At 74.3% G+C, this 21,612-nt stretch carries 22 protein-coding genes; 11 read left to right on the top strand and 11 right to left on the bottom strand.

Annotated features, from left to right (window positions below; translation table 11 throughout):
• The first annotated feature begins 10 nt into the window (after positions 1 to 10).
• Positions 11 to 916, top strand: coding sequence for a Gfo/Idh/MocA family protein (locus tag ACIRPP_RS00255; protein ID WP_403636615.1), 906 nt, complete (start codon positions 11 to 13; stop codon positions 914 to 916).
• On the opposite strand, the gene lnt is transcribed toward ACIRPP_RS00255, so the two are convergent.
• A complete protein-coding gene (gene lnt, locus ACIRPP_RS00260) occupies positions 840 to 2,405 on the bottom strand; it encodes an apolipoprotein N-acyltransferase (RefSeq protein ID WP_403636617.1) in 1,566 nt (521 codons plus the stop codon). The genes ACIRPP_RS00255 and lnt overlap by 77 nt on opposite strands.
• A 70-nt stretch (positions 2,406 to 2,475) precedes the next feature.
• Positions 2,476 to 2,964, bottom strand: a complete 489-nt coding sequence (locus ACIRPP_RS00265; RefSeq protein ID WP_403636618.1) for a nuclear transport factor 2 family protein — start codon at positions 2,962 to 2,964, stop codon at positions 2,476 to 2,478.
• Between the two features lie 554 nt (positions 2,965 to 3,518).
• On the opposite strand from ACIRPP_RS00265, the gene ACIRPP_RS00270 reads away from it, so the two are divergent.
• A complete protein-coding gene (locus ACIRPP_RS00270) occupies positions 3,519 to 4,259 on the top strand; it encodes an SDR family oxidoreductase (protein WP_403636620.1) in 741 nt (246 codons plus the stop codon).
• 43 nt (positions 4,260 to 4,302) lie between these two features.
• Here ACIRPP_RS00270 and ACIRPP_RS00275 read toward each other — a convergent pair whose 3' ends face one another.
• From ACIRPP_RS00275 to ACIRPP_RS00290, 4 genes are all read right to left on the bottom strand, one after another.
• A complete protein-coding gene (locus tag ACIRPP_RS00275; RefSeq protein ID WP_164334318.1) occupies positions 4,303 to 4,482 on the bottom strand; it encodes a hypothetical protein in 180 nt (59 codons plus the stop codon).
• A gap of 125 nt (positions 4,483 to 4,607) precedes the next feature.
• Positions 4,608 to 5,213: a DinB family protein gene (locus ACIRPP_RS00280; RefSeq protein ID WP_403636622.1), complete on the bottom strand. Its 606-nt coding sequence runs from the start codon at positions 5,211 to 5,213 to the stop codon at positions 4,608 to 4,610.
• Between the two features lie 62 nt (positions 5,214 to 5,275).
• A complete protein-coding gene (locus ACIRPP_RS00285) occupies positions 5,276 to 6,151 on the bottom strand; it encodes an undecaprenyl-diphosphate phosphatase (RefSeq protein WP_403636624.1) in 876 nt (291 codons plus the stop codon).
• A gap of 289 nt (positions 6,152 to 6,440) precedes the next feature.
• Positions 6,441 to 7,232, bottom strand: coding sequence for a TVP38/TMEM64 family protein (locus ACIRPP_RS00290; protein WP_403636626.1), 792 nt, complete (start codon positions 7,230 to 7,232; stop codon positions 6,441 to 6,443).
• Positions 7,233 to 7,281: 49 nt separating this feature from the next.
• Here ACIRPP_RS00290 and ACIRPP_RS00295 point away from each other — a divergent pair, with 49 nt between their 5' ends.
• The 3 genes from ACIRPP_RS00295 to ACIRPP_RS00305 all read left to right on the top strand — a co-directional run bounded on the left by ACIRPP_RS00295 (position 7,282) and on the right by ACIRPP_RS00305 (position 10,470).
• Positions 7,282 to 8,016, top strand: coding sequence for a DNA alkylation repair protein (locus ACIRPP_RS00295; RefSeq protein WP_403636628.1), 735 nt, complete (start codon positions 7,282 to 7,284; stop codon positions 8,014 to 8,016).
• A 340-nt stretch (positions 8,017 to 8,356) separates the two neighbouring features.
• Entirely contained in the window at positions 8,357 to 9,532 is a 1,176-nt protein-coding gene (tuf, locus tag ACIRPP_RS00300) for an elongation factor Tu (protein ID WP_403636629.1), read from the top strand.
• A gap of 92 nt (positions 9,533 to 9,624) precedes the next feature.
• Positions 9,625 to 10,470, top strand: coding sequence for a spermidine synthase (locus tag ACIRPP_RS00305; RefSeq protein WP_403636630.1), 846 nt, complete (start codon positions 9,625 to 9,627; stop codon positions 10,468 to 10,470).
• 118 nt (positions 10,471 to 10,588) lie between these two features.
• Here ACIRPP_RS00305 and ACIRPP_RS00310 read toward each other — a convergent pair whose 3' ends face one another.
• Entirely contained in the window at positions 10,589 to 11,869 is a 1,281-nt protein-coding gene (locus ACIRPP_RS00310) for an MFS transporter (RefSeq protein ID WP_403636632.1), read from the bottom strand.
• A gap of 80 nt (positions 11,870 to 11,949) precedes the next feature.
• On the bottom strand, positions 11,950 to 12,960 hold the full coding sequence (locus ACIRPP_RS00315; RefSeq protein WP_403636634.1) for a hypothetical protein: 1,011 nt from the start codon (positions 12,958 to 12,960) through the stop codon (positions 11,950 to 11,952).
• A 144-nt stretch (positions 12,961 to 13,104) separates the two neighbouring features.
• On the opposite strand from ACIRPP_RS00315, the gene ACIRPP_RS00320 reads away from it, so the two are divergent.
• Positions 13,105 to 13,542 (top strand): DUF4442 domain-containing protein, encoded by a 438-nt coding sequence (locus tag ACIRPP_RS00320; RefSeq protein ID WP_403637544.1) that lies wholly within the window; start codon positions 13,105 to 13,107, stop codon positions 13,540 to 13,542.
• 54 nt (positions 13,543 to 13,596) lie between these two features.
• Here the strand turns inward: ACIRPP_RS00320 and ACIRPP_RS00325 are convergent, their stop codons facing one another.
• The gene (locus ACIRPP_RS00325; RefSeq protein WP_403636636.1) at positions 13,597 to 14,058 is read right to left on the bottom strand and encodes a cyclic nucleotide-binding domain-containing protein; all 462 of its coding nucleotides are present in this window, start codon (positions 14,056 to 14,058) and stop codon (positions 13,597 to 13,599) included.
• 263 nt (positions 14,059 to 14,321) lie between these two features.
• Here ACIRPP_RS00325 and ACIRPP_RS00330 point away from each other — a divergent pair, with 263 nt between their 5' ends.
• Positions 14,322 to 15,224: a universal stress protein gene (locus ACIRPP_RS00330; RefSeq protein WP_403636638.1), complete on the top strand. Its 903-nt coding sequence runs from the start codon at positions 14,322 to 14,324 to the stop codon at positions 15,222 to 15,224.
• A gap of 365 nt (positions 15,225 to 15,589) precedes the next feature.
• Positions 15,590 to 17,968, top strand: a complete 2,379-nt coding sequence (locus ACIRPP_RS00335; RefSeq protein WP_403636640.1) for a phosphoketolase — start codon at positions 15,590 to 15,592, stop codon at positions 17,966 to 17,968.
• Between the two features lie 72 nt (positions 17,969 to 18,040).
• On the opposite strand, the gene ACIRPP_RS00340 is transcribed toward ACIRPP_RS00335, so the two are convergent.
• Positions 18,041 to 18,574, bottom strand: a complete 534-nt coding sequence (locus ACIRPP_RS00340) for a gamma carbonic anhydrase family protein (RefSeq protein ID WP_403636641.1) — start codon at positions 18,572 to 18,574, stop codon at positions 18,041 to 18,043.
• 108 nt (positions 18,575 to 18,682) lie between these two features.
• On the opposite strand from ACIRPP_RS00340, the gene ACIRPP_RS00345 reads away from it, so the two are divergent.
• The 3 genes from ACIRPP_RS00345 (at position 18,683) to ACIRPP_RS00355 (ending at position 20,815) form a co-directional block, all read left to right on the top strand.
• Positions 18,683 to 19,546 carry an acyltransferase gene (locus tag ACIRPP_RS00345; RefSeq protein WP_403636642.1) on the top strand — a complete coding sequence of 288 codons (864 nt, stop codon included), beginning with the start codon at positions 18,683 to 18,685 and terminating at the stop codon, positions 19,544 to 19,546.
• A gap of 95 nt (positions 19,547 to 19,641) precedes the next feature.
• Positions 19,642 to 20,214: an XRE family transcriptional regulator gene (locus ACIRPP_RS00350; protein ID WP_164335830.1), complete on the top strand. Its 573-nt coding sequence runs from the start codon at positions 19,642 to 19,644 to the stop codon at positions 20,212 to 20,214.
• A gap of 43 nt (positions 20,215 to 20,257) precedes the next feature.
• Positions 20,258 to 20,815 (top strand): YbaK/EbsC family protein, encoded by a 558-nt coding sequence (locus tag ACIRPP_RS00355; protein WP_403636644.1) that lies wholly within the window; start codon positions 20,258 to 20,260, stop codon positions 20,813 to 20,815.
• Between the two features lie 82 nt (positions 20,816 to 20,897).
• On the opposite strand, the gene ACIRPP_RS00360 is transcribed toward ACIRPP_RS00355, so the two are convergent.
• Positions 20,898 to 21,305, bottom strand: a complete 408-nt coding sequence (locus ACIRPP_RS00360; RefSeq protein ID WP_403636646.1) for a CoA-binding protein — start codon at positions 21,303 to 21,305, stop codon at positions 20,898 to 20,900.
• Between the last annotated feature and the right edge of the window lie 307 nt (positions 21,306 to 21,612).

The raw sequence follows: 21,612 nt of genomic DNA on the forward strand, positions 1-21,612 counted from the left end.
AGAACACCCCGTGAAGGTCGGCTGCATCGGACTCGGCGACATCGCGCAGAAGGCCTACCTTCCGGTGCTGGGCGCACTGCCCGGCGTCGACCTCCACCTGCAGACCCGTACGCCCGCCACCCTCACGCGGGTCGCGGACGGCCTCCACCTGCCCGCGGAGCGGCGCCACGCCGACCTGGACTCCCTCCTCGCCCAGGACCTCGGCGCGGCCTTCGTGCACGCGCCGACCGCGGTCCACCCGGAGATCGTGACCCGGCTGCTGGAGGCGGGCGTACCGACGTACGTCGACAAGCCCCTCGCTTACGAACTCGCCGACTCCGCACGGCTCGTGGAGCTCGCCGAGGACCGCGCGGTGAGCCTCGCCGTCGGCTTCAACCGGCGTTTCGCCCCCGGATACGCGCAGTGTGCCGAGCACCCGCGGGACCTCATCCTGATGCAGAAGAACCGCGTCGGACTGCCGGAGGACCCGCGCACGATGATCCTCGACGACTTCATCCACGTCGCCGACACCCTGCGCTTCCTCGTGCCCGGCCCCGTCGACGACGTGACCGTGCGCGCCCGCACCGAGGGCGGACTGCTGCACCACGTCGTCCTCCAGCTCGCCGGGGACGGCTTCACCGCGCTCGGGGTGATGAACCGGCTCAGCGGTTCGGCCGAGGAGATCCTCGAGGTGTCCGGGCAGGACGCCAAGCGCCAGGTCCTCAACCTGGCGGAGGTCGTCGACCACAAGGGCCAGCCGACCGTCCGGCGGCGCGGGGACTGGGTGCCGGTGGCCCGGCAGCGCGGCATCGAGCAGGCCGTGCTCGCCTTCCTGGACGCGGTGCGCGCCGGACGGGTGCTCAGCGCCCGGGACGCGTTGGAGACCCATGAGCTGTGCGAGCGTGTGGTGCGCGCGGTGAGCGGGACCGCCGCCTGAACCGGAGCACCTCCGCGGCGCACCAGGCCGCGACGGTCACCAGCGCCGCCTGCGGCACCCGGTCGCCGAAGCGCACGTAGGGGGTCGTGCCGTGCGCCAGCGGCACGTCGTACACATGGGCGGCGGAGGTGTCCGTGCCCAGCCACGGCCCCCTTTGCCCGCCGTCCGGCCCGTACACGGCGGACACGCCCGTGAGGGTCGCGTGCACCATCGGGCGGCCCGTCTCCGCGGCCCGCAGCGCGGCGATCGAGGCGTGCTGCCCGGGCGCCCAGCTCTGCTGGAACGTCGAGGTCGAGGACTGGGCGAGCAGCACGTCCGCGCCGTCCTCCGCGAGCGTCCGGCTCATGTCCGGGAACGCGGTCTCGAAGCACACCATGGGCCCGATCCGCAGCCCGCCGCCCGCGTCCATCACCACCTGCCGCGTGCCGCGCATGCGGTCCTCCCCGGCGGCCTTGCCCACCGAGGTCGCCCACCCCAGCAGCGAGCGCGCCGGGATGTACTCCCCGAACGGCACCAGCCGCATCTTGTCGTACCGGTCCCCGGTCAGCCCTGCCGGGCCGACCAGCACCGAGCTCTTGAAGATGCCGGGCCGGTCGGACCGCCGCGCGTCCACATTGACCAGCAGTTCGGCACCCGTTTCCCGGGACAGCGCGGCGAGCCGCCGGGCGAGGTCGGGGCGGGCGCCGAGGTCGAAGCCCACACTGCTCTCCCCCCACACGACCAGATCGACGTCCCGGCCGGCCAGCTCACGGGTGAGCCGTTCCTCGCGGTCGAACCTGCGGTCCGCGCTCGCCGGACCGGCGACCACCCCCGGCTGGACGACCGCGATCCGCACCCGCTCGTCGGTCTGCGGGCGCGGGGACCACACCCACGCCGCGGTCCCCGCGGCGGCCACCGCCACCACGGCGGCCACGGCGGGCAGCCGCGCCCGCCGCACCGCGACCAGCACCGCCACGGCCACGTTCACGGCCACCAGCAGGAGGCTGAGCAGCCAGACCCCGCCCACCGAGGCCAGCCGGAGGGCCGCCCCCACCTGCCACTGGCTCGCCCCGAGCACCCCCCAGGGGCCGCCGAGCGCGTGCCAGGAGCGGATCAGCTCGATCACGAGCCAGGCCGCCGGCAGCACCGCGAGGGCGGCCACCACACGGCCCCGGGGCGGCGCCCCGCCCAGCAGCCTGCGCACCAGCCACCCCCAGGGCGCCCACAGCGCCCCGAGCAGCGCGGCGATGACGAACGTGAACACGTGCAGGTTCGGCAGCAGCCAGTGGTGCATGGCGAACATGAACCCGAAGCCGCCGCACCACCCGTCGAACGCGGCCCGGCGGCCCGTCGGCGCGCCGCGCGCCAGCAGGATCCACGGCACCAGGGCGAGGTAGGCGAACCACCACAGGGACGGGGCGGGGAAGGCCAGGACCGGCAGGGCCCCGACGACCACGGCAGTGGCCGAGCGGTACCACGGGGAGGCGAGCCAGTGGCCGAGCGTCTTCATAGGCGCCTCCCTACCCCCTGAGGACCCAAGTGTGCGCCCCGGGGACGGTCCCGGTCGGCGCGGGGCGCGTTCAGTTGATCACATCGGCCGTCCGGCGGCCGGGAAGGCGCCGCCACTTCTCCCGCACGACCACCTCGGTCAGCCGCCAGCCGTCCTCCGTGCGCACCATCGCGAAGGCGTACCGGCCGCCGCACACGAAGTCCGGGGACGCCGCCCCCTCGCCGTCCCCGCCATCGCCGCCCATCGGGTTGAGGTAGTCGGCCTGGACGTGGGCCGTGTCACCGGTGTCCTGCTCCCGGACGCCGAACCGCACCCGGCGGTTGACGATCAGATGCTGGCGCATCGGGAACACCGCCAGGGACCGGGCCAGCCAGTCGGCGACCGCCGCCGCGTCGCCCTCGACGCCGCCGGCCGAGCGGTAGTCCGCCCGCCCGTCCGGCACGAACAGTCCTCGGTATCCTTCCCAGTCGCCGTCGTCCACGGCCACCGCGTACTCGGTGACGAGTGCGTCGACGGCCAGCCGGTCCCTCACGGTCGCGAGCTCCACACGCTGGGTCATCGGCTCAGTGTTGGCCATGGGACGTGGGGTGCCAAGAGGCCGCCCCCACATTCACCGGCACCGGCCGGCGGAACGCCCCGCCGGGCACCGGCCTCCGCCGTGCGCCGGCCGGCGCCCTCACGGGCCTCGGTGAGGTGAGCGGGGTGAGGTTTTGCAGCCGGGCCGGCATCCGGTAGCACCGCGCCTCGTTGCCGGACGTCTGCTCCGCCATCGCCCTGGCCGCCTCCCGCACGGCCTTCGGATGCGCCCCGTGCCCGGTGCTGTGGTACGTCGCCGTGAGCCGCCGCAGGTGCGTCCGGGCCGCGCCCAGCTCCCCCTCCAGGGCCGCGGCATGCGCCCGGGGTCGTCCGGCAGCGACGGCTGCAGACAGGCTCCCAGCACGCGCAGGGAGAGGTAGTGCCGGCGCTGCGACAGGCACTGCCGGTCCCTGTGCCCGCCCCACCGACGGGACGGGGACCGGGGCGCGCTCCGTGTGGTGGAACCCTGTCGGGGACCCGGCCCGCCGGTCTGCCAGTCTGGTGATCTCGCACAGGGCGTCACCGGGAGGCAGCCACATGAAACGACTCGTCACCGTGGTCACCGGCGGCAGCCGGGGGATCGGCGCCGCCACCTGTCTGCGGCTCGCGGCCGAGGGACACGACGTGGTGGTGGGCTTCGTACGCGACGCCGGCGCCGCCGAGGCGATGGCGGAGGGGGTACGGTCGGCCGGCGCGCGTGCCGTCACGGTACGGGGCGACACCTCCGCCGAGGCGGACGTCGAGCGGCTCTTCGAGGTGGCCGAGAAGGAACTCGGCCCGGTGACCGGGCTGGTGAACAACGCGGCGGTGACCGGACCGCTGGGCCGCTTCGCCGACGTCGGCACGGACACCCTGCGGCGCGTCGTCGACGTCAATCTGATGGGCACGCTGCTCTGTGCACGGCGCGCCGCGCAGCTGATGACGCCCCGCGGTGAGGGGGTCATCGTGAACATCTCGTCGGGAGCGGCCACGCTCGGCAGCCCGAACGAGTACGTCCACTACGCGGCGACCAAGGCCGCCGTGGACGCCCTGACGCTGGGCCTGGCCAAGGAGCTCGGCCCGGACGGGATCCGGGTCAACGCGGTGGCGCCGGGAGTGATCGACACGGAGATGCACGCCGCGATGGGCGCCCCGGACCGGGCCCGGCAGGCGGGCGCCGCGGTCCCGCTGCGCCGCGCCGGACGGGCCGAGGAGATCGCCGCGGCCGTGGCCTGGCTGATGTCACCGGACGCCTCGTACACGACGGGGACCGTGCTGCGGGTGGCGGGCGGACGCTGACGGCACCCGCAGGATCCATGCGGCGAAGGGGCGGCCCCGGGGGTCAGGCCGCCTTGACGACCCCGCCCCGGATCGCGGCCGCCCACTCGACCACCAGCAACTCGTACTCCGCACGCTCCGTGGCCGACAGGGACCCGCCCGCGCGCAGCCACAGCGCGCGGATCTGCTCGTTGACATCGGCGGCGGACCGCACGGAACCAGGGGTGACGGAATCGGGGGACATACGGACAGCCTAGGCCCAGGCGCTGACTCTGCGCTACCGGACGGCTACGCGCGCCGCGGGGTACCCGTGCTCACCCCGCGGGACCGGCAGGACCCGCGGGTGTGCCGCTCCACGCCGGCGTCACGTCACGCGGAGGACCGCTCGGCCCGGGCCTCGGCCGCTGCGGCCGTCCTGGCGGCCCGTTCGATCCTCGCGCGCTGGGCGGCACGGGCTTCCTCGTCGATCCGCTGCTCGTGTTCGGGGCGCAGCCCGGTCCGGCCGTCGAGGCCCTCGCGCAGGATGTCGGCGTGCCCGGCATGCCGGTTCGTCTCACCGAGGACGTGGATCATGACGGCGAACAGGCTGGTGTCGGCGTGGGGCGCCGGCCACCACGGCACGTGGCCGCGGGAGTCGAGGGAGAGTTCGTCGATCGTCGCGTCGGAGTGGGCCCAGGTGCGCCGGTAGAACCCGGTGATCTGCTCGACGGTCTCGTCCTCGGCCGCCCACTGGTCGCTGCCGTCGGAGTCCTGCCACCGGGGCAGCGGCTCCGGGGACGGCCGGCCGAAGACCTCGCCGAAGTACCTGGCCTCGACGGTGGCCACGTGCTTGACCAGGCCGACGAGGTTGGTCCCGGTCGCCGTCAGGGGGCGGCGGGCATCGTGGGCGGACAGGCCGTCGAGCTTCCAGAGCAGCGCCTGGCGGTCCCGCCGCAGTCTTCCGTGCAGGTGGTCCTTCGCGTATCCGTCGATCATGCGGCACGAGCCTGCCAGGGGCCGCCCGCGGCCTCAACCTCCCGCCCGGGGCGGCGCCCGGCTCAGTGGGCCGCCTCGCCCGCCCCCGGACTCAGCACACCCGCGCCGACCAGCACGATGATGACGACGCCGAGGGCGATCCGGTACCAGACGAACGGCATGAAGCTACGGGTGGAAATGAACTTCATGAACCATGCGATCACGGCGTAGCCGGTCGCGAACGCGATGACCGTGGCGAAGGCGGTCGGGCCCCACGAGACATGGCCGCCCTCGCCGGCGTCCTTCAGCTCGAACAGGCCGGACGCCAGGACCGCCGGGATGGCGAGGAGGAAGGAGTAGCGCGCCGCGGCCTCGCGCCGGTAGCCCATGAACAGGCCGCCGCTGATGGTGGCGCCGGAACGGGACACGCCCGGGACGAGCGCCATCGCCTGGCAGAGGCCGTAGATCAGGCCGTCCCGGACGGTCAGGTCCGTGAGTTCCTTGGGCTGCTTGGCGGCGCGGTGCCGGCCGCCGCGCTCGGCGCGGGCCGCCAGCCGGTCGGCGACACCGAGGACGATGCCCATGCCGATCAGCATCGTGGCGGTGATCCGCAGGTCGCGGAACGGCCCCTCGATCTGGTCCTTGAGCGTGACGCCGAGGACGCCGATGGGGATGGAGCCCACGATGACGAGCCAGCCCATGCGCGCGTCGGGGTCGCGGCGCAGCTCCCGGTCGGTGAGGGAGCGCGTCCAGGCGGACAGGATGCGGCCGATGTCCTTGCGGAAGTAGATGAGCACCGCGGCCTCGGTGCCGATCTGGGTGATCGCGGTGAACGCCGCGCCGGGGTCCTCCCAGCCGGAGAACGCGGCCGTCAGGCGCAGATGCGCGCTGGAGGAGACGGGGAGGAACTCGGTCAGCCCCTGGACGAGTCCGAGGATGAGGGATTCAAACCAAGACATGAGGTAGCGGAGTCCAAGTGCCGAACGGGGGAAACGGGCGAAGTACGGCACGCGGGACCGCGGGTGCGGTGATCGATGACCGGGCGCGCCGCGGGAAGCGTAGCGCCCCGAAATGAACACTTGGTGCAGGGAGGTCACGGCCCTGTCCCGGCCGGATCGGCGCGGGCGGGGGAGGGGCCGGCCCGCGGACGGAGTACCGGCTATGCCCCGCAGACCCCGTGCGAGACGGCCGGACTCGCCGACGCCGTGCTTCCGGCACAGGTCTGACGTGGCGCCGGCCCCGTCGCTCTCAGCGGCCGCGCAGCTGACGCCGCTTGCGCCACGCCACCACCGCGCCCACCAGCCCCGGTACGGCGATGCAGGCGAGCGCGATCAGGAAGGCGGGCGACGTCGGCGTCGAGGCACGGGCGCCCGCGACCGCGTAGGCGGCGGTGTTCGGGATCGAACCGAGCGCCGTCGCCAGCAGGAACGGCAGCAGACCCATCCGCGACACGGCGGCGCAGTAGTTGGCGGCGGCGAACGGCACGCCCGGGAACAGCCGGGTCGCCAGCATCGAGCGGAAACCGTGCCGGCTGAGCTGCCGGTCGGCGGCCTTCAGCCACCGTCCCCGCAGCAGCGGACGCAGCGCGTCCTGGCCGAGCGCGCGCCCCAGACAGAACGCCAGCCCCGCCCCGAGCACCGTGCCGCCGAGCGCCGCGCCCAGGCCGAGCTGGCTGCCGAACAGCGCGCCCGCCCCGAGGTTGAGCAGCGGGCGCGGGACGAACGCCACCGTGCACACCCCGTACGCCACCGCGTACAGCACCACGGCCGCCGCCCCGCCGAGCCGGGACGGGAAGCCGTCGGTCAGCAGCCGCTGCGGCTCGAACAGCACCATCACCGATGCCGCCGACAGCAGCAGCACCACCAGCAGGGACAGCCGGGACCAGGGCGACAACAGGGCTCTCGCGCAGCGGGCCGCCGGGCCCGGCGCGGGTGCGGCGGGCGCCGCGGGCAGGGAGACCGCGAGCGCGAGATCAGGGGTGCCGACGGCCCGGGGAGAGGCCGTGGCCGTGCCGCCAGAGCGGGTGGAGGCATCGAGCATCCGGCGACAGTAACCGACGCGCCGGGGTGATCGCCGTAGTGTGCGTCTCATGAACCCCGCCACAGCCGGCGCCGCGGGCGCCCCCCGGAAGGTTCCGGCCAGTCCGCTCGCCGACACCGTCCTGGACCGGCTCACCGCCGTCTACCCGACGGCGGCCGACCCGCAGCGGGCCGTGGGGATGCGCGCCTACATGAAGGACGTCGCGCCGTTCCTCGGCCTGTCCACCCCGGTCCGCCGGGCCCTGTCCCGCACCGTGGTCGAGGGCCTGCCCCTCCCCACCGAGGCAGACTGCACGGCGATCGCCCTGCGCTGCTGGGACCTGCCCGAGCGCGAGTACCGGTACTTCGCGGTGGACTACCTGCGCCGCCACGTGCGGCACTGCTCCTCCGGCTTCCTGCCCGTGGCCCGGCACCTGCTCACCACGGTTCCGTGGTGGGACACCGTCGACCTGCTCGCCGCCCACGTCGTCGGCGCGCTGGTCGCCGCCGACCGGGACCTCGCGGCGGAGATGGACGCCTGGAGCGGCGACGACGACCTGTGGCTGGTGCGGACCGCGCTGCTGCACCAACTGCGGTACAAGGAACGCACCGACACCGACCGGCTCTTCGGCTACTGCGTGCGCCGGTCGGGCCATCCCGACTTCTTCGTCCGCAAGGCCATCGGCTGGTGCCTGCGCGAATACGCCAAGACCGACCCGGACGCGGTCCGCGCCTTCGTGGCCCGCGAGCGGGACCGGCTCGCACCCCTGTCGGTACGGGAGGCACTGAAGAACATCGGCGCCTGAGCCCGCCCGCACGGCAGCGGAACCGCCGACGGCTCCCCGCCCGCCGCGTCCGCGCGGGAAAACCGTTCGACGCGGGACCCCCGCGTCCGCAAGGATCGTCGTCATGTTCCGGTACGCCTTCCACCTCGCCGCATCCGCCGCCGCGGATGCCCCGAAGGCTGCCGTCGATGCTCTCCTGGCCGCCGCCGACGGCGCCCGAAGCTGACCCTCCCCGGATCGACCGGCGGACCCCGCAGGGGGAGGGTCGGCCGGTTCCTCCCGGGGTCCCCGTCCCGCCGCGCGCCGCTTCGCCGCGCCGGGGCCGTCACGCACCACCACTGAGAGACATCGAGGTACCGCCATGTCCAAGACGGCGTACGTCCGCACCAAACCGCACCTGAACATCGGCACGATGGGCCACGTCGACCACGGCAAGACCACCCTGACCGCCGCCATCACCAAGGTCCTCGCCGAGCGCGGCAGCGGCAGCGGCGCCTTCGTGCCCTTCGAGCGCATCGACCGGGCGCCCGAGGAGGCCGCGCGGGGCATCACCATCAACATCGCGCACGTCGAGTACGAGACCGACACCCGGCACTACGCGCACGTCGACATGCCCGGCCACGCCGACTACGTGAAGAACATGGTCACCGGCGCCGCCCAGCTCGACGGGGCGATCCTCGTGGTCTCCGCCCTCGACGGGATCATGCCGCAGACCGCCGAACACGTGCTGCTGGCCCGTCAGGTGGGCGTCGACCACATCGTCGTCGCCCTCAACAAGGCCGACGCGGGCGACGAGGAGCTCACCGACCTCGTGGAGCTGGAGGTCCGGGAACTGCTCTCCGCGCACGGCTACGGCGGGGACGCGGCGCCGGTCGTCCGGGTCTCCGGGCTCAGGGCCCTGGAGGGCGACCCGCGCTGGACGGCGTCGATCGACGCGCTGCTGGACGCGGTGGACACCTACGTGCCCATGCCCGAGCGGTACGTCGACGCGCCCTTCCTGCTGCCGGTGGAGAACGTGCTCACGATCACCGGCCGGGGCACCGTCGTCACGGGTGCCGTCGAGCGCGGCACGATCCGCGTCGGCGACCGGGTGGAGGTCCTCGGCGCCGGCGTCGAGACGGTCGTGACCGGTCTGGAGACCTTCGGCAGGCCGATGTCCGAGGCGCAGGCCGGGGACAACGTGGCGCTGCTGCTGCGCGGTGTCCCCCGCGACGCGGTGCGCCGCGGCCACGTGGTCGCGGCGCCGGGCAGCGTGGTGCCCAGCCGGCGGTTCACCGCGCAGGTGTACGTGCTGTCCACCCGCGAGGGCGGGCGCAGCACTCCGGTGTCCACCGGCTACCGGCCGCAGTTCTACATCCGCACCGCGGACGTCGTCGGCGACGTCGACCTCGGCGCGGCGGCCGTCGCCCGGCCCGGGGACACGGTCACCATGACCGTGGAACTGGGCCGCGAGGTGCCGCTGGAGACAGGGCTCGGCTTCGCCGTCCGTGAGGGCGGCCGCACCGTGGCCGCCGGCACGGTGACCGAGGTCGGCTGAACGGCCCGCAGCTGCCCGCCCCCACCCGGGGCGGGCAGCCGCCCGGCCACCCCTCGGCCGACGGGCCCCCGGCCGGACGGGACAATGGGACGGTGACCGAGCCCATCCCCGTGACCCGTGCCGTCGACCACGGCACCGCCAAGCTGATGCCCGACGTCGACCGGGAACGGGCCTGGCTGCTGACCGTCGACGGGGCCCCGCAGTCGTACGTCGACCTGGACGACCCCGGCCACCTGGAGTTCGAGTACGCCCGGCGGCTCGGCCACGTCCTGGACACCCTCGACGGGCCCGGACGCCCGCTGGACGCGGTGCACCTGGGCGGCGGCGCCCTCACCCTGCCCCGCTACCTGGCCGTCACCCGGCCCGGCTCCCGGCAGCAGGTGGTCGAGGCGGACGGCGCCCTGCTGGAACTCGTCACGGCGCACCTGCCGCTGCCCGCCGACTGCGACGTCACCCTGCACACCGCGGACGCCCGCGCCTGGCTGGAGGCGGCCCCGGCCGACTCGGCCGACATGATCGTCGCCGACGTCTTCGGCGGCTCACGCGTGCCCGCCCATCTCACCACGGCCGCCTACGCCGACGAGGCCGCCCGCGTCCTGCGGGACGACGGGGTCTATGTGGCGAACCTCGCCGACGGGGCGCCGTTCGACTTCCTGCGCTCGCAGCTGGCGACGTTCGCGAAGCGTTTCGAGGAACTGGCGCTGGTCGCCGAGCCGGGGGTGCTGCGCGGCCGCCGCTTCGGCAACGCCCTGCTGATCGCCGCCCACCACCCGCTGGACACCGCCGCGCTGGCCCGGCGCACCGCGGCCGACGCCTTCCCGGCCCGGGTGGAGCACGGTGCGGCCCTGCGGAGGTTCGTGGCCGGCGCGCGCCCGGTGCGGGACGAGGACGCCGTGCCCTCGCCGGAGCCGCCCGCCGGAGCGTTCGGCATCGGCTGACCGCCGCGCTCGCCCGGCTGTCCGCGGCTGTCCCCGGCTGTCTCGGCCGAGAGGCCGTGCCCCGCCGCCCGCATCGAGCGGCGGTGAGCGTGCCGAGGTGACGGGCTCGCGTGGCCCCTCACGCCTGCTCGATCACCTCGGGCCGGTCGCTCCCGGCGGGGGCCTCGGTGACCGTGCGGGTCCTGCGGCGCAGGTTGCGCACGTCCGGCACGCACAGCACCGCCGCCGTGGCCACCACGATCAGCGCGGCGCATCCCCACAGCGCCTCCGGGCGCCCCAGCACCGACTCCGCCGGGCCGGCCAGCGCGGTGGCCAACGGCACCAGCGCCACCGAGCCGAACCAGTCGTAGGCGGAGATCCGGGACAGCTTCTCCTCCGGGATCTCCTGGTGCAGGGCGGTCATCCAGGACACGCCGAACACCTCCAGGCAGACGCCGGTCACCAGCATCACCGCGCACAGCGCCCACACCGGCACGGGCACGGCGAGCGCGGCCGACGGCAGCGCCAGGGGGAACACGCACAGGGTGCCGGTGAACAGCAGCCGGACCGGTTTCCAGCGGGTCATGAGCAGCGCGCCCAGCACGGTGCCTCCGCCGAAGAAGGCCAGCGCCAGCCCCCACGGCGCGGCACCGCCCAGGTGGTCCCGGGCGACCAGCGGCCCGTAGACCGCGTCAGCGGCGGCCACCACCGCGTTGGCGAGGGCGAACTGGATGACGATGCCCCACAGCCAGGGACGCCCGGAGAACTCCCGCCAGCCTTCCCGCAGGTCGGAGACGAGGCCGCCGCCGGGGGCGCGCGGGGGGATGTGCCTGACGTCGAGGAAGGCGCGCAGTCCCGCCGCCACCGCGAAGGCGGCGGCGTCCGCCGCGAGGACCCAGCCCGGCCCGATCACGGCGACCATGGCGCCGCCCAGCGCGGCCCCGCCGAGCATCGAGCCCTGCATGGCCATCCGGAACACCGCGAACGCCCGCCCGGCCTGCTCCCCCTCGACGGAGGAGAGCAGCATGCCCTCGGCGGCCGGGCTGAAGAACGCCTGGCCGGTGCCGCCGAGGGCGCTCAGCAGCATCATCTGCCACAGCAGCGGCTCGCCCGCGAGCACCAGGATGGCGAAGGCCGCCTGCGAGACGCAGTTGAGGACGTTCGCCGCGACCATCACGTGGTGCCTCGGCAGCCGGTCCGCCACCGCTCCGCCGATCAGCAGGAACACCACCAGCGGCAAGGTGCGCGCGGCGGCGACCAGGCCCACGTCGCCCGCGCCGCCGCCCGCGGCCAGGACGGCGAAGGCGGCGGCGATCAGCGCGCCGTGGCTGCCCAGGCTGGTCACCACGGCGGAGGCGGTCAACAACGAGTAGTTGCGTCCGGCCCAGGCGGGCCGGCGGCGGGAAACGGAGGTGGACACCCCGTGACTATCTCCGGGGCGGGGCCGACTTGCCAAATGCCAGGTCGCCCCGCCTCTCGGTCATGGTCCGGAACCGGGCGTCAGGTGCCCGTCGGGGGCTCCTCGGTGAGCCGCACGGTGCTCAGGATCTTCTGCACGGTCGCCTCGGACACCTCGTCCTTGACGCCCTTGGCGCCGAACAGGTTCCAGGTGACGAAGTCGCCCGCGCCGTTCTTGAACGCGAAGGTGACCGCCTTGCCCTCGCTGTCGCACTTGCCCTTCTGCGGGGTGCCGTCGGAGTAGGCGGTGGCGAGGCTGCCCTTGATGCCCGAGGTGGTGGTGTACGGCTTCGGCTTGACCGTCTTCACGCTCTTCTTGTCGGGCTGCGTGTAGCCGCCGAAGATCCACCACGGCACGCGGGTCTCGGCCGCCTGGTCCGTCGTCTTGGCGCCGTTCTCACCGCGGGTGCCCGCCGTGACGAGGGCGGTGTCCTCCTCGCGGCCGTCCTTGTCGTCGTCGGTGGTGCACCACTCGGACTTGAGGTAGGCGGGAGCGGTGACCGTGGTGCGGTCCATCTCGCCGTCCTCGTCCTCCCACTCGAAGCCGACGCTGGTGCCGGGCGTCTCGATCTCCCAGTCGGCGGGCACGTCGAACTTCGTGCCGAAGCGCGTGTTCACGACGACCTGCCAGCCGGGAATGGTCGCCTTCTCCGCGTCGCCGCCGCGCGGGTTGTCCTCGGACGCCGAGGCGCTCGGTTCCTCCGAGGGGTCGGCGGACGCGCTCGCCGACGGCTTGCCGTCCTTGCCGCCCTTCGCGGTGTCGTCCTCGTCGCCGCCGAGCACCAGGAATCCGGTCACTCCGGCGGCGATCACGACGGCCGTCGCCGCGACGATCGCCACCAGCTTGGTCCGGTTCCCGTCCCCGCCCTTCGGGGCGTTGGGGTCGCCCGGCACGGTCGGCGCGTTCCACTGCGGCTGTTGCTGCGCGTATGGGTTCGGCTGCTGGTAGCCGGGCTGCTGGTACGGATTCGGCTGCTGGTACCCCGGCTGCTGGTACGGGTTGTTGTCCTGCGGGTTCTGCTCGCCCCCGGGCGGCTGCTGTCCTGGCCACATGGGCAGCCACCCTAGCGGCGCCCCGGACACGATTCGGTCACCGCCCTTTGACGGGGACGTAGCAACCGGGGAAGGGACGTGAGCGGCGGACGGTGGCCTCCCGGGCCTACTCGCGGGTAACCTGCGGGCATGAGCGCAGACCAGATGTCCATCGGCGAGATGCTCGCCGCCACCGTGCCCATGGCCCGGACCCTCGACCTCCGGTTCATCGAGACCACGCCCGAGCGGGCCGTCGTCTCCCTGCCGGACCAGGCCGAGTACCACAACCACGTGGGCGGCCCGCACGCCGGCGCCATGTTCACGCTCGGCGAGTCCGCGAGCGGCGCGATCGTGCTCGCCGCCTTCGGGGACCAGCTCGCCCGCGCGGTGCCGCTCGCGGTCCGCGCCGAGATCGCCTACCGCAAGCTGGCGATGGGCCCGGTCACCGCCACCGCGACCCTGGGGCGTCCCGCCGCCGAGGTCGTGGCGGAACTGGACGCCGGCAAGCGCCCGGAGTTCCCGGTGACGATCGAGATCCGCCGCGAGGACGGGGACATCACCGGCGAGATGACCGTCGTGTGGACCCTCCGGCCCAACGGGTGACCGGCGGCGCCCACCGGTGCGGCTGATCCCGTCGGGGCCGTCCGAGGGCGCGGCTCAGACCGTGCCCGCCCCGTAGGGCCCGTACAGGTCCAGCAGCCGGACCCGGGCGGCGTGCAGCCGGTGGGCGACCACGTTGCCGACCCACTGGGTGACGTCCCGGCCGAGTGCGGCATCCTCCCGGCACATATCGAGGACGGCCGGGGCGTCGAACTCGTACGCCCGCACCGGGGTGGCCGCCTCGGCGCCCAGGTGCCAGACGTGCGGGGTGAACAGCCAGGACCAGCCGACCAGTTCGTTGTGGCCCAGGCGCTCGATGGCGGCGGGGCGGCGGCCCGGCACCCGCATGTCGAGTTCTACGGTGCCGGTGCGGATCACCCAGAACCGGTCCGCCCGGCCGCCCTCCTCGAACAGCCGGGCGCCCTGCGGGAAGGACACTTCACGGGCGGTGCTCAGCAGGCGCTCCCGCTGCTCGGCGGGCAGGGCGCGCGGCATGCTGGGGGACGGGGGAGCGAACATGGCGGGCCTCCCGGAGTGCTTCCACGGTGGACGAGGTGCTGCCTCCAGCGTCCGGCCACGGTGACCGGGGTGTCCATGGGCCGTCCGGCCCCCGGTACCGGCAACCGGCCCTGACGGCCCCGGGTCCGGCCGGGGGAGCGGCGCGCCCGTCCCGGGCGCCGGTGTGCGGGCCCTTCGGCTCCGTGCAGGGACCTGTGGTCCCTTCCCGCCGCGGCACGCGCGGATCAGGCTGAAGGTGATCACCGGATGCCAGGAGGTTCCCCATGTCCCGCACCATCGTGGCCGGCCTGGACGGCTCGCCGGAGAGCAGGGCCGCGGCCGAGTGGGCGGCCCGCGAGGCCGGGCTGCGCGGTCTGCCGCTGCGCCTGCTGCACGTCCGCGAGCGGGAGGCGGAGGCCGCGGTCGCCTCGCAGCACCCGGGAAGCTCACCCGGGGGCGGTCACTGGAGCGTGCTGAGCGAGGCAGCCGAAGGGCTGCGGCTGCGGCACACCGGCGTCGGGGTCGTGGCCGACCAGAGGGACGGCCGCCCGGCCGAGGTACTGGCCGACGCTGCGGACCATGCCGAGCTGCTGGCCCTCGGCTCCCGGGGGCTCGGCCCCCTCGGCGGCTTCCTGGTGGGCTCCGTCGGCCTCGGCGTCGTGGCGCGGGCCCGCCGGCCCGTCGTCCTGGTCCGGGCCGGTGAGCAGGCCGCCGACGAGCACGAACCCGACCCCGCCGGCATCCCGTCCGCCGCGACGCCCTACCGGCCGGTCCTCCTCGGCGTGGACGCCGCCCGGCCCGACGCGGAGGTGATCGGCTTCGCCTTCGCCGCGGCGGCCCTGCGCGGCACCTCACTGCGCGCGGTGCACGGCTGGAACCTGCCGCCCTACTACGTCCACGGACTGCCGGCCGACCCCGCGCTGTACGACGCGGTCGCCGCGGGGGAGGCGGAGAGACTGACGAAGGTGCTGCGTCCGTGGCGGGAGCGGTACCCGCGGGTCGAGGTCGCGGAGGACGCGTTCGGCGGCAGCCCCTCGGTCCGTCTGGTCGAAGCCTCCCGTGAGGCGTCCCTGGTGGTCGTCGGCCGCCGCATCCGGCGCGGCCCGCTCGGCGGACGGATCGGTTCTCTCACCCATGCGGTGCTCCATCATGCGGCGGCACCCGTCGCGGTCGTGCCGCACACGTGAGACGGGGCGGGACGGGCGGGCGGCTCGCGGTACCCGGTTCGCGGTCCTCCTTGGCGCCCGACGCCCCCCTTCGACGCCCGTGGCCGCCGACCCGCGCGTCCCCCGAACGAGCGTCCGACTCCCGCCTGCCACGGCGCCGCCCAGACCCGCCCCACGACCCGCCGACGGGCCCCAGGCCCCGTTCCGCCCCGGGACCTTCGGCCGCCGCCCGGCCCGGCGGCCGGATTGCGCCACCCGGCGCCGGTCCGGCTGTGCAGGGCGTATCGGAAGGCGGAAAGCTGGTACCCGCCCCCCGTCCCCTCCGCAGCCCGCCCCCCCGCCCGTCACCGCCCTACCGTCCCTGTCGACCACCCACGGAGCCCCCGATGCCCGAGCACCAGGATCACCGGACCGTACTGAGCGACGAGGAGCTGCGCGTCCTGGACGCCCACTGGCGGGCCGCCAACTACCTGGCGGCGGGCCAGATCTACCTGCTCGCGAATCCGCTGCTCACCGAGCCCCTGCGGCCGGAGCACATCAAGCCGCGCCTGCTCGGCCACTGGGGCACCTCACCGGGACTGAACCTGGTGTACACGCACCTCAACCGCGTGATCGCGCAGCGGGGGAGGGACACCCTGTGCATCTGGGGGCCCGGTCACGGCGGCCCCTCCGTGCTGGCCAACTCCTGGCTGGAGGGCAGCTACAGCGAGACGTATCCCGACGTCGGCCGGGACGCGGAGGGCATGGAGCGGCTCTTCCGGCAGTTCTCCTTCCCCGGCGGCGTCCCGAGCCATGTGGCCCCCGAGGTCCCCGGCTCGGTCCACGAGGGCGGCGAACTCGGCTACTCCCTCGCGCACGCCTACGGGGCCGCCTTCGACAACCCAGGCCTGCTGGTCGCCTGTGTCATCGGGGACGGGGAGGCGGAGACCGGGCCGCTGGCCACGTCCTGGCACTCCAACAAGTTCCTCGACCCGGTGCACGACGGTGCCGTCCTGCCGATCCTGCACCTCAACGGCTACAAGATCGCCAACCCGACGGTGCTCGCCCGCCTCCCCGAGGCCGAACTCGACTCCCTGCTGCGCGGCTACGGGCACGACCCGATCTACGTGGGCGGCGACCAACCGGCCGCCGTCCACCGGGCGATGGCCGCCGCCATGGACACCGCCCTGGACCGGATCGACGAGGCCCAGCGCGCCGCCCGCGAAGGCGGCGCGACCGGCAGGGTGCACTGGCCGGTGATCGTGCTGCGCACCCCGAAGGGCTGGACGGGACCGGCCGCGGTGGACGGCAAGCCGGTGGAGAACACCTGGCGCTCCCACCAGGTCCCGCTGGCCGGCGTGCGGGACAACGCCGAGCACCTGCGGCAGCTGGAGGCGTGGCTGCGGTCGTACCGGCCGGACGAACTCTTCGATGCCGGCGGGCGGCCGGTGCCCGACGTCCTGGCCTGCCTGCCCGCGGGCGCCCGGCGTCTCGGCTCGACCCCGCACGCGAACGGCGGACTGCTCACGCGCGAGCTGCCGTTGCCGTCCCTCGACGCGTTCGCCGTCCCCGTCGACAAGCCGGGCAGCACCCTGCACGAACCCACGCGGGTGCTCGGCGACCTCCTGGAGCGGGTCATGGCGGACACCGCCGGGCGCAGGAACTTCCGCCTGGTGGGCCCCGACGAGACGGCCTCGAACCGGCTCCAGGCGGTCTACGGTGCCAGCGGCAAGGCGTGGCAGGCCGGGACCCTCGACGTCGACGAGGACCTCGACCCGCACGGCCGGGTGATGGAGATCCTTTCCGAACACCTCTGCCAGGGCTGGCTGGAGGGCTACACGCTCACCGGCCGGCACGGCCTGTTCTCCTGCTACGAGGCGTTCGTGCACATCGTCGACTCCATGGTCAACCAGCACATCAAATGGCTGCGCACCGCCCGCCGGCTCACCTGGCGCGCGCCCGTCCCCTCACTGAACTACCTGCTCACCTCGCACGTGTGGCGCCAGGACCACAACGGCTTCTCGCACCAGGACCCCGGCTTCGTCGACCACGTCCTCAACAAGAGCCCCGAGGTCGTCCGGGTCTATCTGCCGCCGGACGCCAACACCCTGCTGTCCGTCGCCGACCACGTGCTGCGCAGCCGCGACTACGTGAACGTCGTCGTCGCGGGCAAACAGCCCTGCTTCGACTGGCTGTCCATGGACGAGGCCCGCGTGCACTGCGCGCGCGGCGCCGGCATCTGGGACTGGGCGGGCACCGAGGACGGCGGCGAACCCGACGTCGTCCTGGCGTGCGCCGGCGACGTGCCGACCCAGGAGGTGCTGGCCGCCGCTCACCTGCTGCGCCGTCACCTGCCGGAACTGGCGGTCCGGGTGGTCAACGTGGTGGACCTCGCCCGGCTGCTGCCCCGCGGGGAGCACCCGCACGGCCTGACCGACTTCGAGTACGACGGCCTGTTCACCGCCGACAAGCCGGTCATCTTCGCCTACCACGGCTATCCCTGGCTGATCCACCGCCTCGCCTACCGCCGCACCGGCCACCACCACCTCCACGTGCGCGGCTACAAGGAGGCCGGCACCACGACGACGCCGTTCGACATGGTCGTCCGCAACGACCTCGACCGCTACCGGCTCGTCATGGACGTCATCGACCGGGTGCCCGGTCTCGCGGTCCGCGCCGCCGCCCTGCGCCAGCGGATGGCCGACACGCGCACCCGCCACCACGCGTGGATCCGGGAGCACGGCACCGACCTGCCCGAGGTCGCCGAGTGGAGCTGGAGCTCCTGAGCCGCGGCCCCCGCCGTCCGGGCCGGGGCGGGGAAGGGACTCCCCGGCTCCCGGCTCCGGGGCTCGGCCGGGCTACAGCCCGTAGACCTGCTCCTCGTGCGCGCCGGCCAGCTCCGCGTACAGCGTGCCGTTGAGGGTCAGCCCGGCGCGCTCCTCGGCCGTCAGCTCCCGCCGGACCTTCGCCGGCACGCCCGCCACCAGCGAGCCCGGCGGGACCCGCATGCCCTGCGGCACGAGCGCCTGCGCGGCGACGAGGGACCCCTCGCCGATCACCGCGCCGTTGAGCACGGTGGCGCCCATGCCGACCAGACAGTCGTCCTCGACGGTCGCGCCGTGCACCACCGCGTTGTGCCCGACGGACACCCGGCGGCCCACGGTGACGGGAAAGCCCGGGTCGGCGTGGAGCGTGCAGTTGTCCTGGATGTTGCTGTGCGCGCCGACCGTGATCCGCTCGACGTCCCCGCGGAGCACCGCCCCGTACCAGACGCTCGCCTTCTCGTGCAGGGTCACGTCGCCGATCACACTCGCCGTCGGCGCCACGAACGCCTCCTCGTGCACCGCCGGTTCCTTGTCGCCGATGCCGATGATCAGCGGCCTGTGCTTCATGTCGCCTCCTGCTCACGTGATGAGGGGCACCGTACGCCACCCCCGGTGGGGTGAAGATCACAGGTCACCCGGGCCCCCGGCGAGGCGCCCGCCGACTACGGTGAGCGCGTGCCGAAAAGCAGGAACACGTTCTCGTCCTGGCCGCGCCGCCTCGCGCAGCGCGCGGTCCACGCGGGCTGGGCCTGGGCACAGCGCACCGGCTCGGTGACCGCCCAGCACCCCGGCCGGTTCCGCTTCGGCGCCCTCGGCACCGGCACCCGGCTGGCCTTCCCTCTCGGCACCGTGTTCGGCGAGCCCTGGATCCACCTCGGCGCCCACTGCATCGTCGGCGAGCAGGTCACCCTGACGGCGGGCCTGATGCCCGACCTCGACCTCGGTCCCGAGCCGATCCTGCGCATCGGCGACGGCGTCGTCCTGGGCCGCGGCAGCCACGTCATCGCCGACACCACGGTCACCATCGGCAGCGACTGCTACTTCGGCCCCTACGTCTACGTCACCTCCACCAACCACTCCTACGACGACCCGCACGAGCCGATCGGCAAGCAGTGGCCGCGGATGGAACCGGTGGAGATCGGCCCGGGATGCTGGATCGGCACCGGCGCGGTGATCCTGCCCGGTGCCCGCCTCGGGCGGAACGTCGTGGTCGCCGCGGGCGCCGTGGTCCGGGGCGAGGTGCCCGACCACGCCGTGGTCGCCGGCGCCCCGGCGCGCGTCGTACGCCGCTGGACCCCCGGTGACGGCTGGCAGCCGCCGCTGCGCACGCCCGCCCCCGTGCCCATCCCGGAGGGCGTCACCCCCGAGCAGCTGCGGGCGCTGTCGCGGCTGGACGAGCGGAGCGTGGCCGCCCTCGCGGAGCTGGACGGGAGGAGCGGGGCCCCGCCCGGGGAGCCCGGCGGGGCGGACACCGGCCCGGCCGGGCCGGCGGACCCGGACGGGGCGGGCCGGCCCGCCCAGCTGGAGCTGGAGAGCTGACGCGGCGGCCCCCCGCGGTCGCGGGCCGGCCCGCCCCCGCGGCGGGTCTTCTATATTGACCGCACAGGACGGCAACGGACGGGAACGGACGGACAGTGTCTGACCTCGAGCTGCTGACGCGGTCCCTGGGGCGCAACGTCAAGCGGTGGCGCACCGAGCGCGGCTTCACCCTCGACACCCTCGCCGCCCGGGCCGGGGTGAGCCGCGGGATGCTCATCCAGATCGAGCAGGCCCGCACCAACCCCAGCATCGGCACCATCGTCAAGATCGGCGACGCCCTCGGCGTCGCCGTCACCACCCTGCTCGACTACGAGCGGGGACCCACGGTCCGTGTCGTCCCCGCCGACCAGGCAGTGCGGCTGTGGCACACGGAGGCCGGCAGCCACAACCGGCTGCTCGCCGGCGCCGAGGCCCCGGGCCCGCTGGAGATGTGGGACTGGCGGCTCATGCCGGGCGAGTCCAGCGACTCCGACCCGCACCCCGTCGGCACCGTCGAGCTGGTGCACGTCACCGCCGGGGAGCTGACCCTCACCGTCGACGGGGTCGACCACCGGGTGCCCACCGGCGCCAGCGCCTCCTTCGAGGCGAGCACCCCGCACACCTACGGCAACCGGGGTGACGTACCGATGGAGATGATCATGACCGTGTCCGTGCCGCCCGTGCACTGAGACACCCCTCCGGCCGCCGCCGTGGCGCTGTTACGGTGCGGCCATGCGCGCACCCATCGGAGACTTCGACCACGCCACCCCCGCCCCGGAGTGCCTCGACGAGCTCACCGCGCCGGTCGCCGCCGCCGTCCGTGCCTGGACCGGCAGCGTGCCCGCCGAGCAGATCCTGTACGTCGACACCGACCCGCGCTGGGCCGACACCGCCGTCTTCGTCGAGCACTACGGCCGGGACCTGCCGGAGCGGTCCGCGAACTGCGTGGTGGTGGCCGGCAAGCGGGGCGGGGAGACGACGCTCGCCGCCTGTCTGGTGCTGTCCACGACCCGTGCCGACGTCAACGGCGTGGTGCGCCGCCGGCTCGGCGCCCGTAAGGCGTCCTTCGCGCCGATGGAGACCGCGACCGGCGAGACCGGCATGGAGTACGGCGGCATCACCCCCCTCGGCCTCCCCGACGGCTGGCCGGTGCTGGTGGACGCCGCCGTGGCCGACCTGCCGTACGTACTCGTCGGCAGCGGACGCCGTCGCGGCAAGCTGCTGGTCCCGGGCAAGGCGCTCGCGGAACTCCCGGACGCCGCCGTGGTGGAAGGGCTCGGCATCTCCTGAGGCAGGGCAGCCAGGGCGGAGAAGGAGCGCGGACGGATCCAGTGGTGACGCCCTGTCAGTTCTCTTGCAGGGTGACCCGGATTCAGCGCAGCCGGGGGATCTCGATCGCGGGGCAGCGGTCCATCACCATGTCCAGACCTGCCGCGCGGGTCCGCTCGAAGGCCGCCTCGTCGACGACACCGAGCTGGAACCACACGGCACGGGCGCCCTTGGCGACCGCCTCGTCGGCCACCCCGCCGGCCAGGTCGCTGTTCACGAACACGTCCACGACGTCGACCTCGAAGGGGATGTCGGCCAGGGACGCGTAGCCCTGCTCGCCGTGGACCGTCTCCGCCTTCGGGTGCACGGGCACGATCCGCTTGCCGAACCGCTGCAACACCTGCGCCACGCCGTACGCGGCGCGGTCGCGGTTGGACGACAGGCCCACCACGGCCCACGTGTCGCCGAGCTCGGTCAGAATCTTGCGGACGGTTGCGTCGTCGCCGTACACCGCGGACCTCCAAGGGATCGGAATCGAGGGTGGCAGGGGTGCCCCCTCACCGGCGGAACACTTGGGGCCGCCGGGTGATTCCCCCGCGGCCGGGCGCGCTCGCCGACGGGACCGCGACCGCCCGCCCGCACAGCCGGCCGCCCTGCGCGGGACGCGATGATCCGGAGCCCGCGGTGATCCGGAGCCCGCGGCTGTCCCGCGGAGAGGTACTCCCCGGGCGGTACCTCACGGGTTGACCCCGGCTCCATCCCCGCTCGATCACCATGACCCTGCAGGACGACGGACGCTGGGGCATGTGGATCGGCAA

The organism is Streptomyces sp. NPDC101219 (genome assembly GCF_044767675.1).
GTDB lineage: Bacteria > Actinomycetota > Actinomycetes > Streptomycetales > Streptomycetaceae > Streptomyces.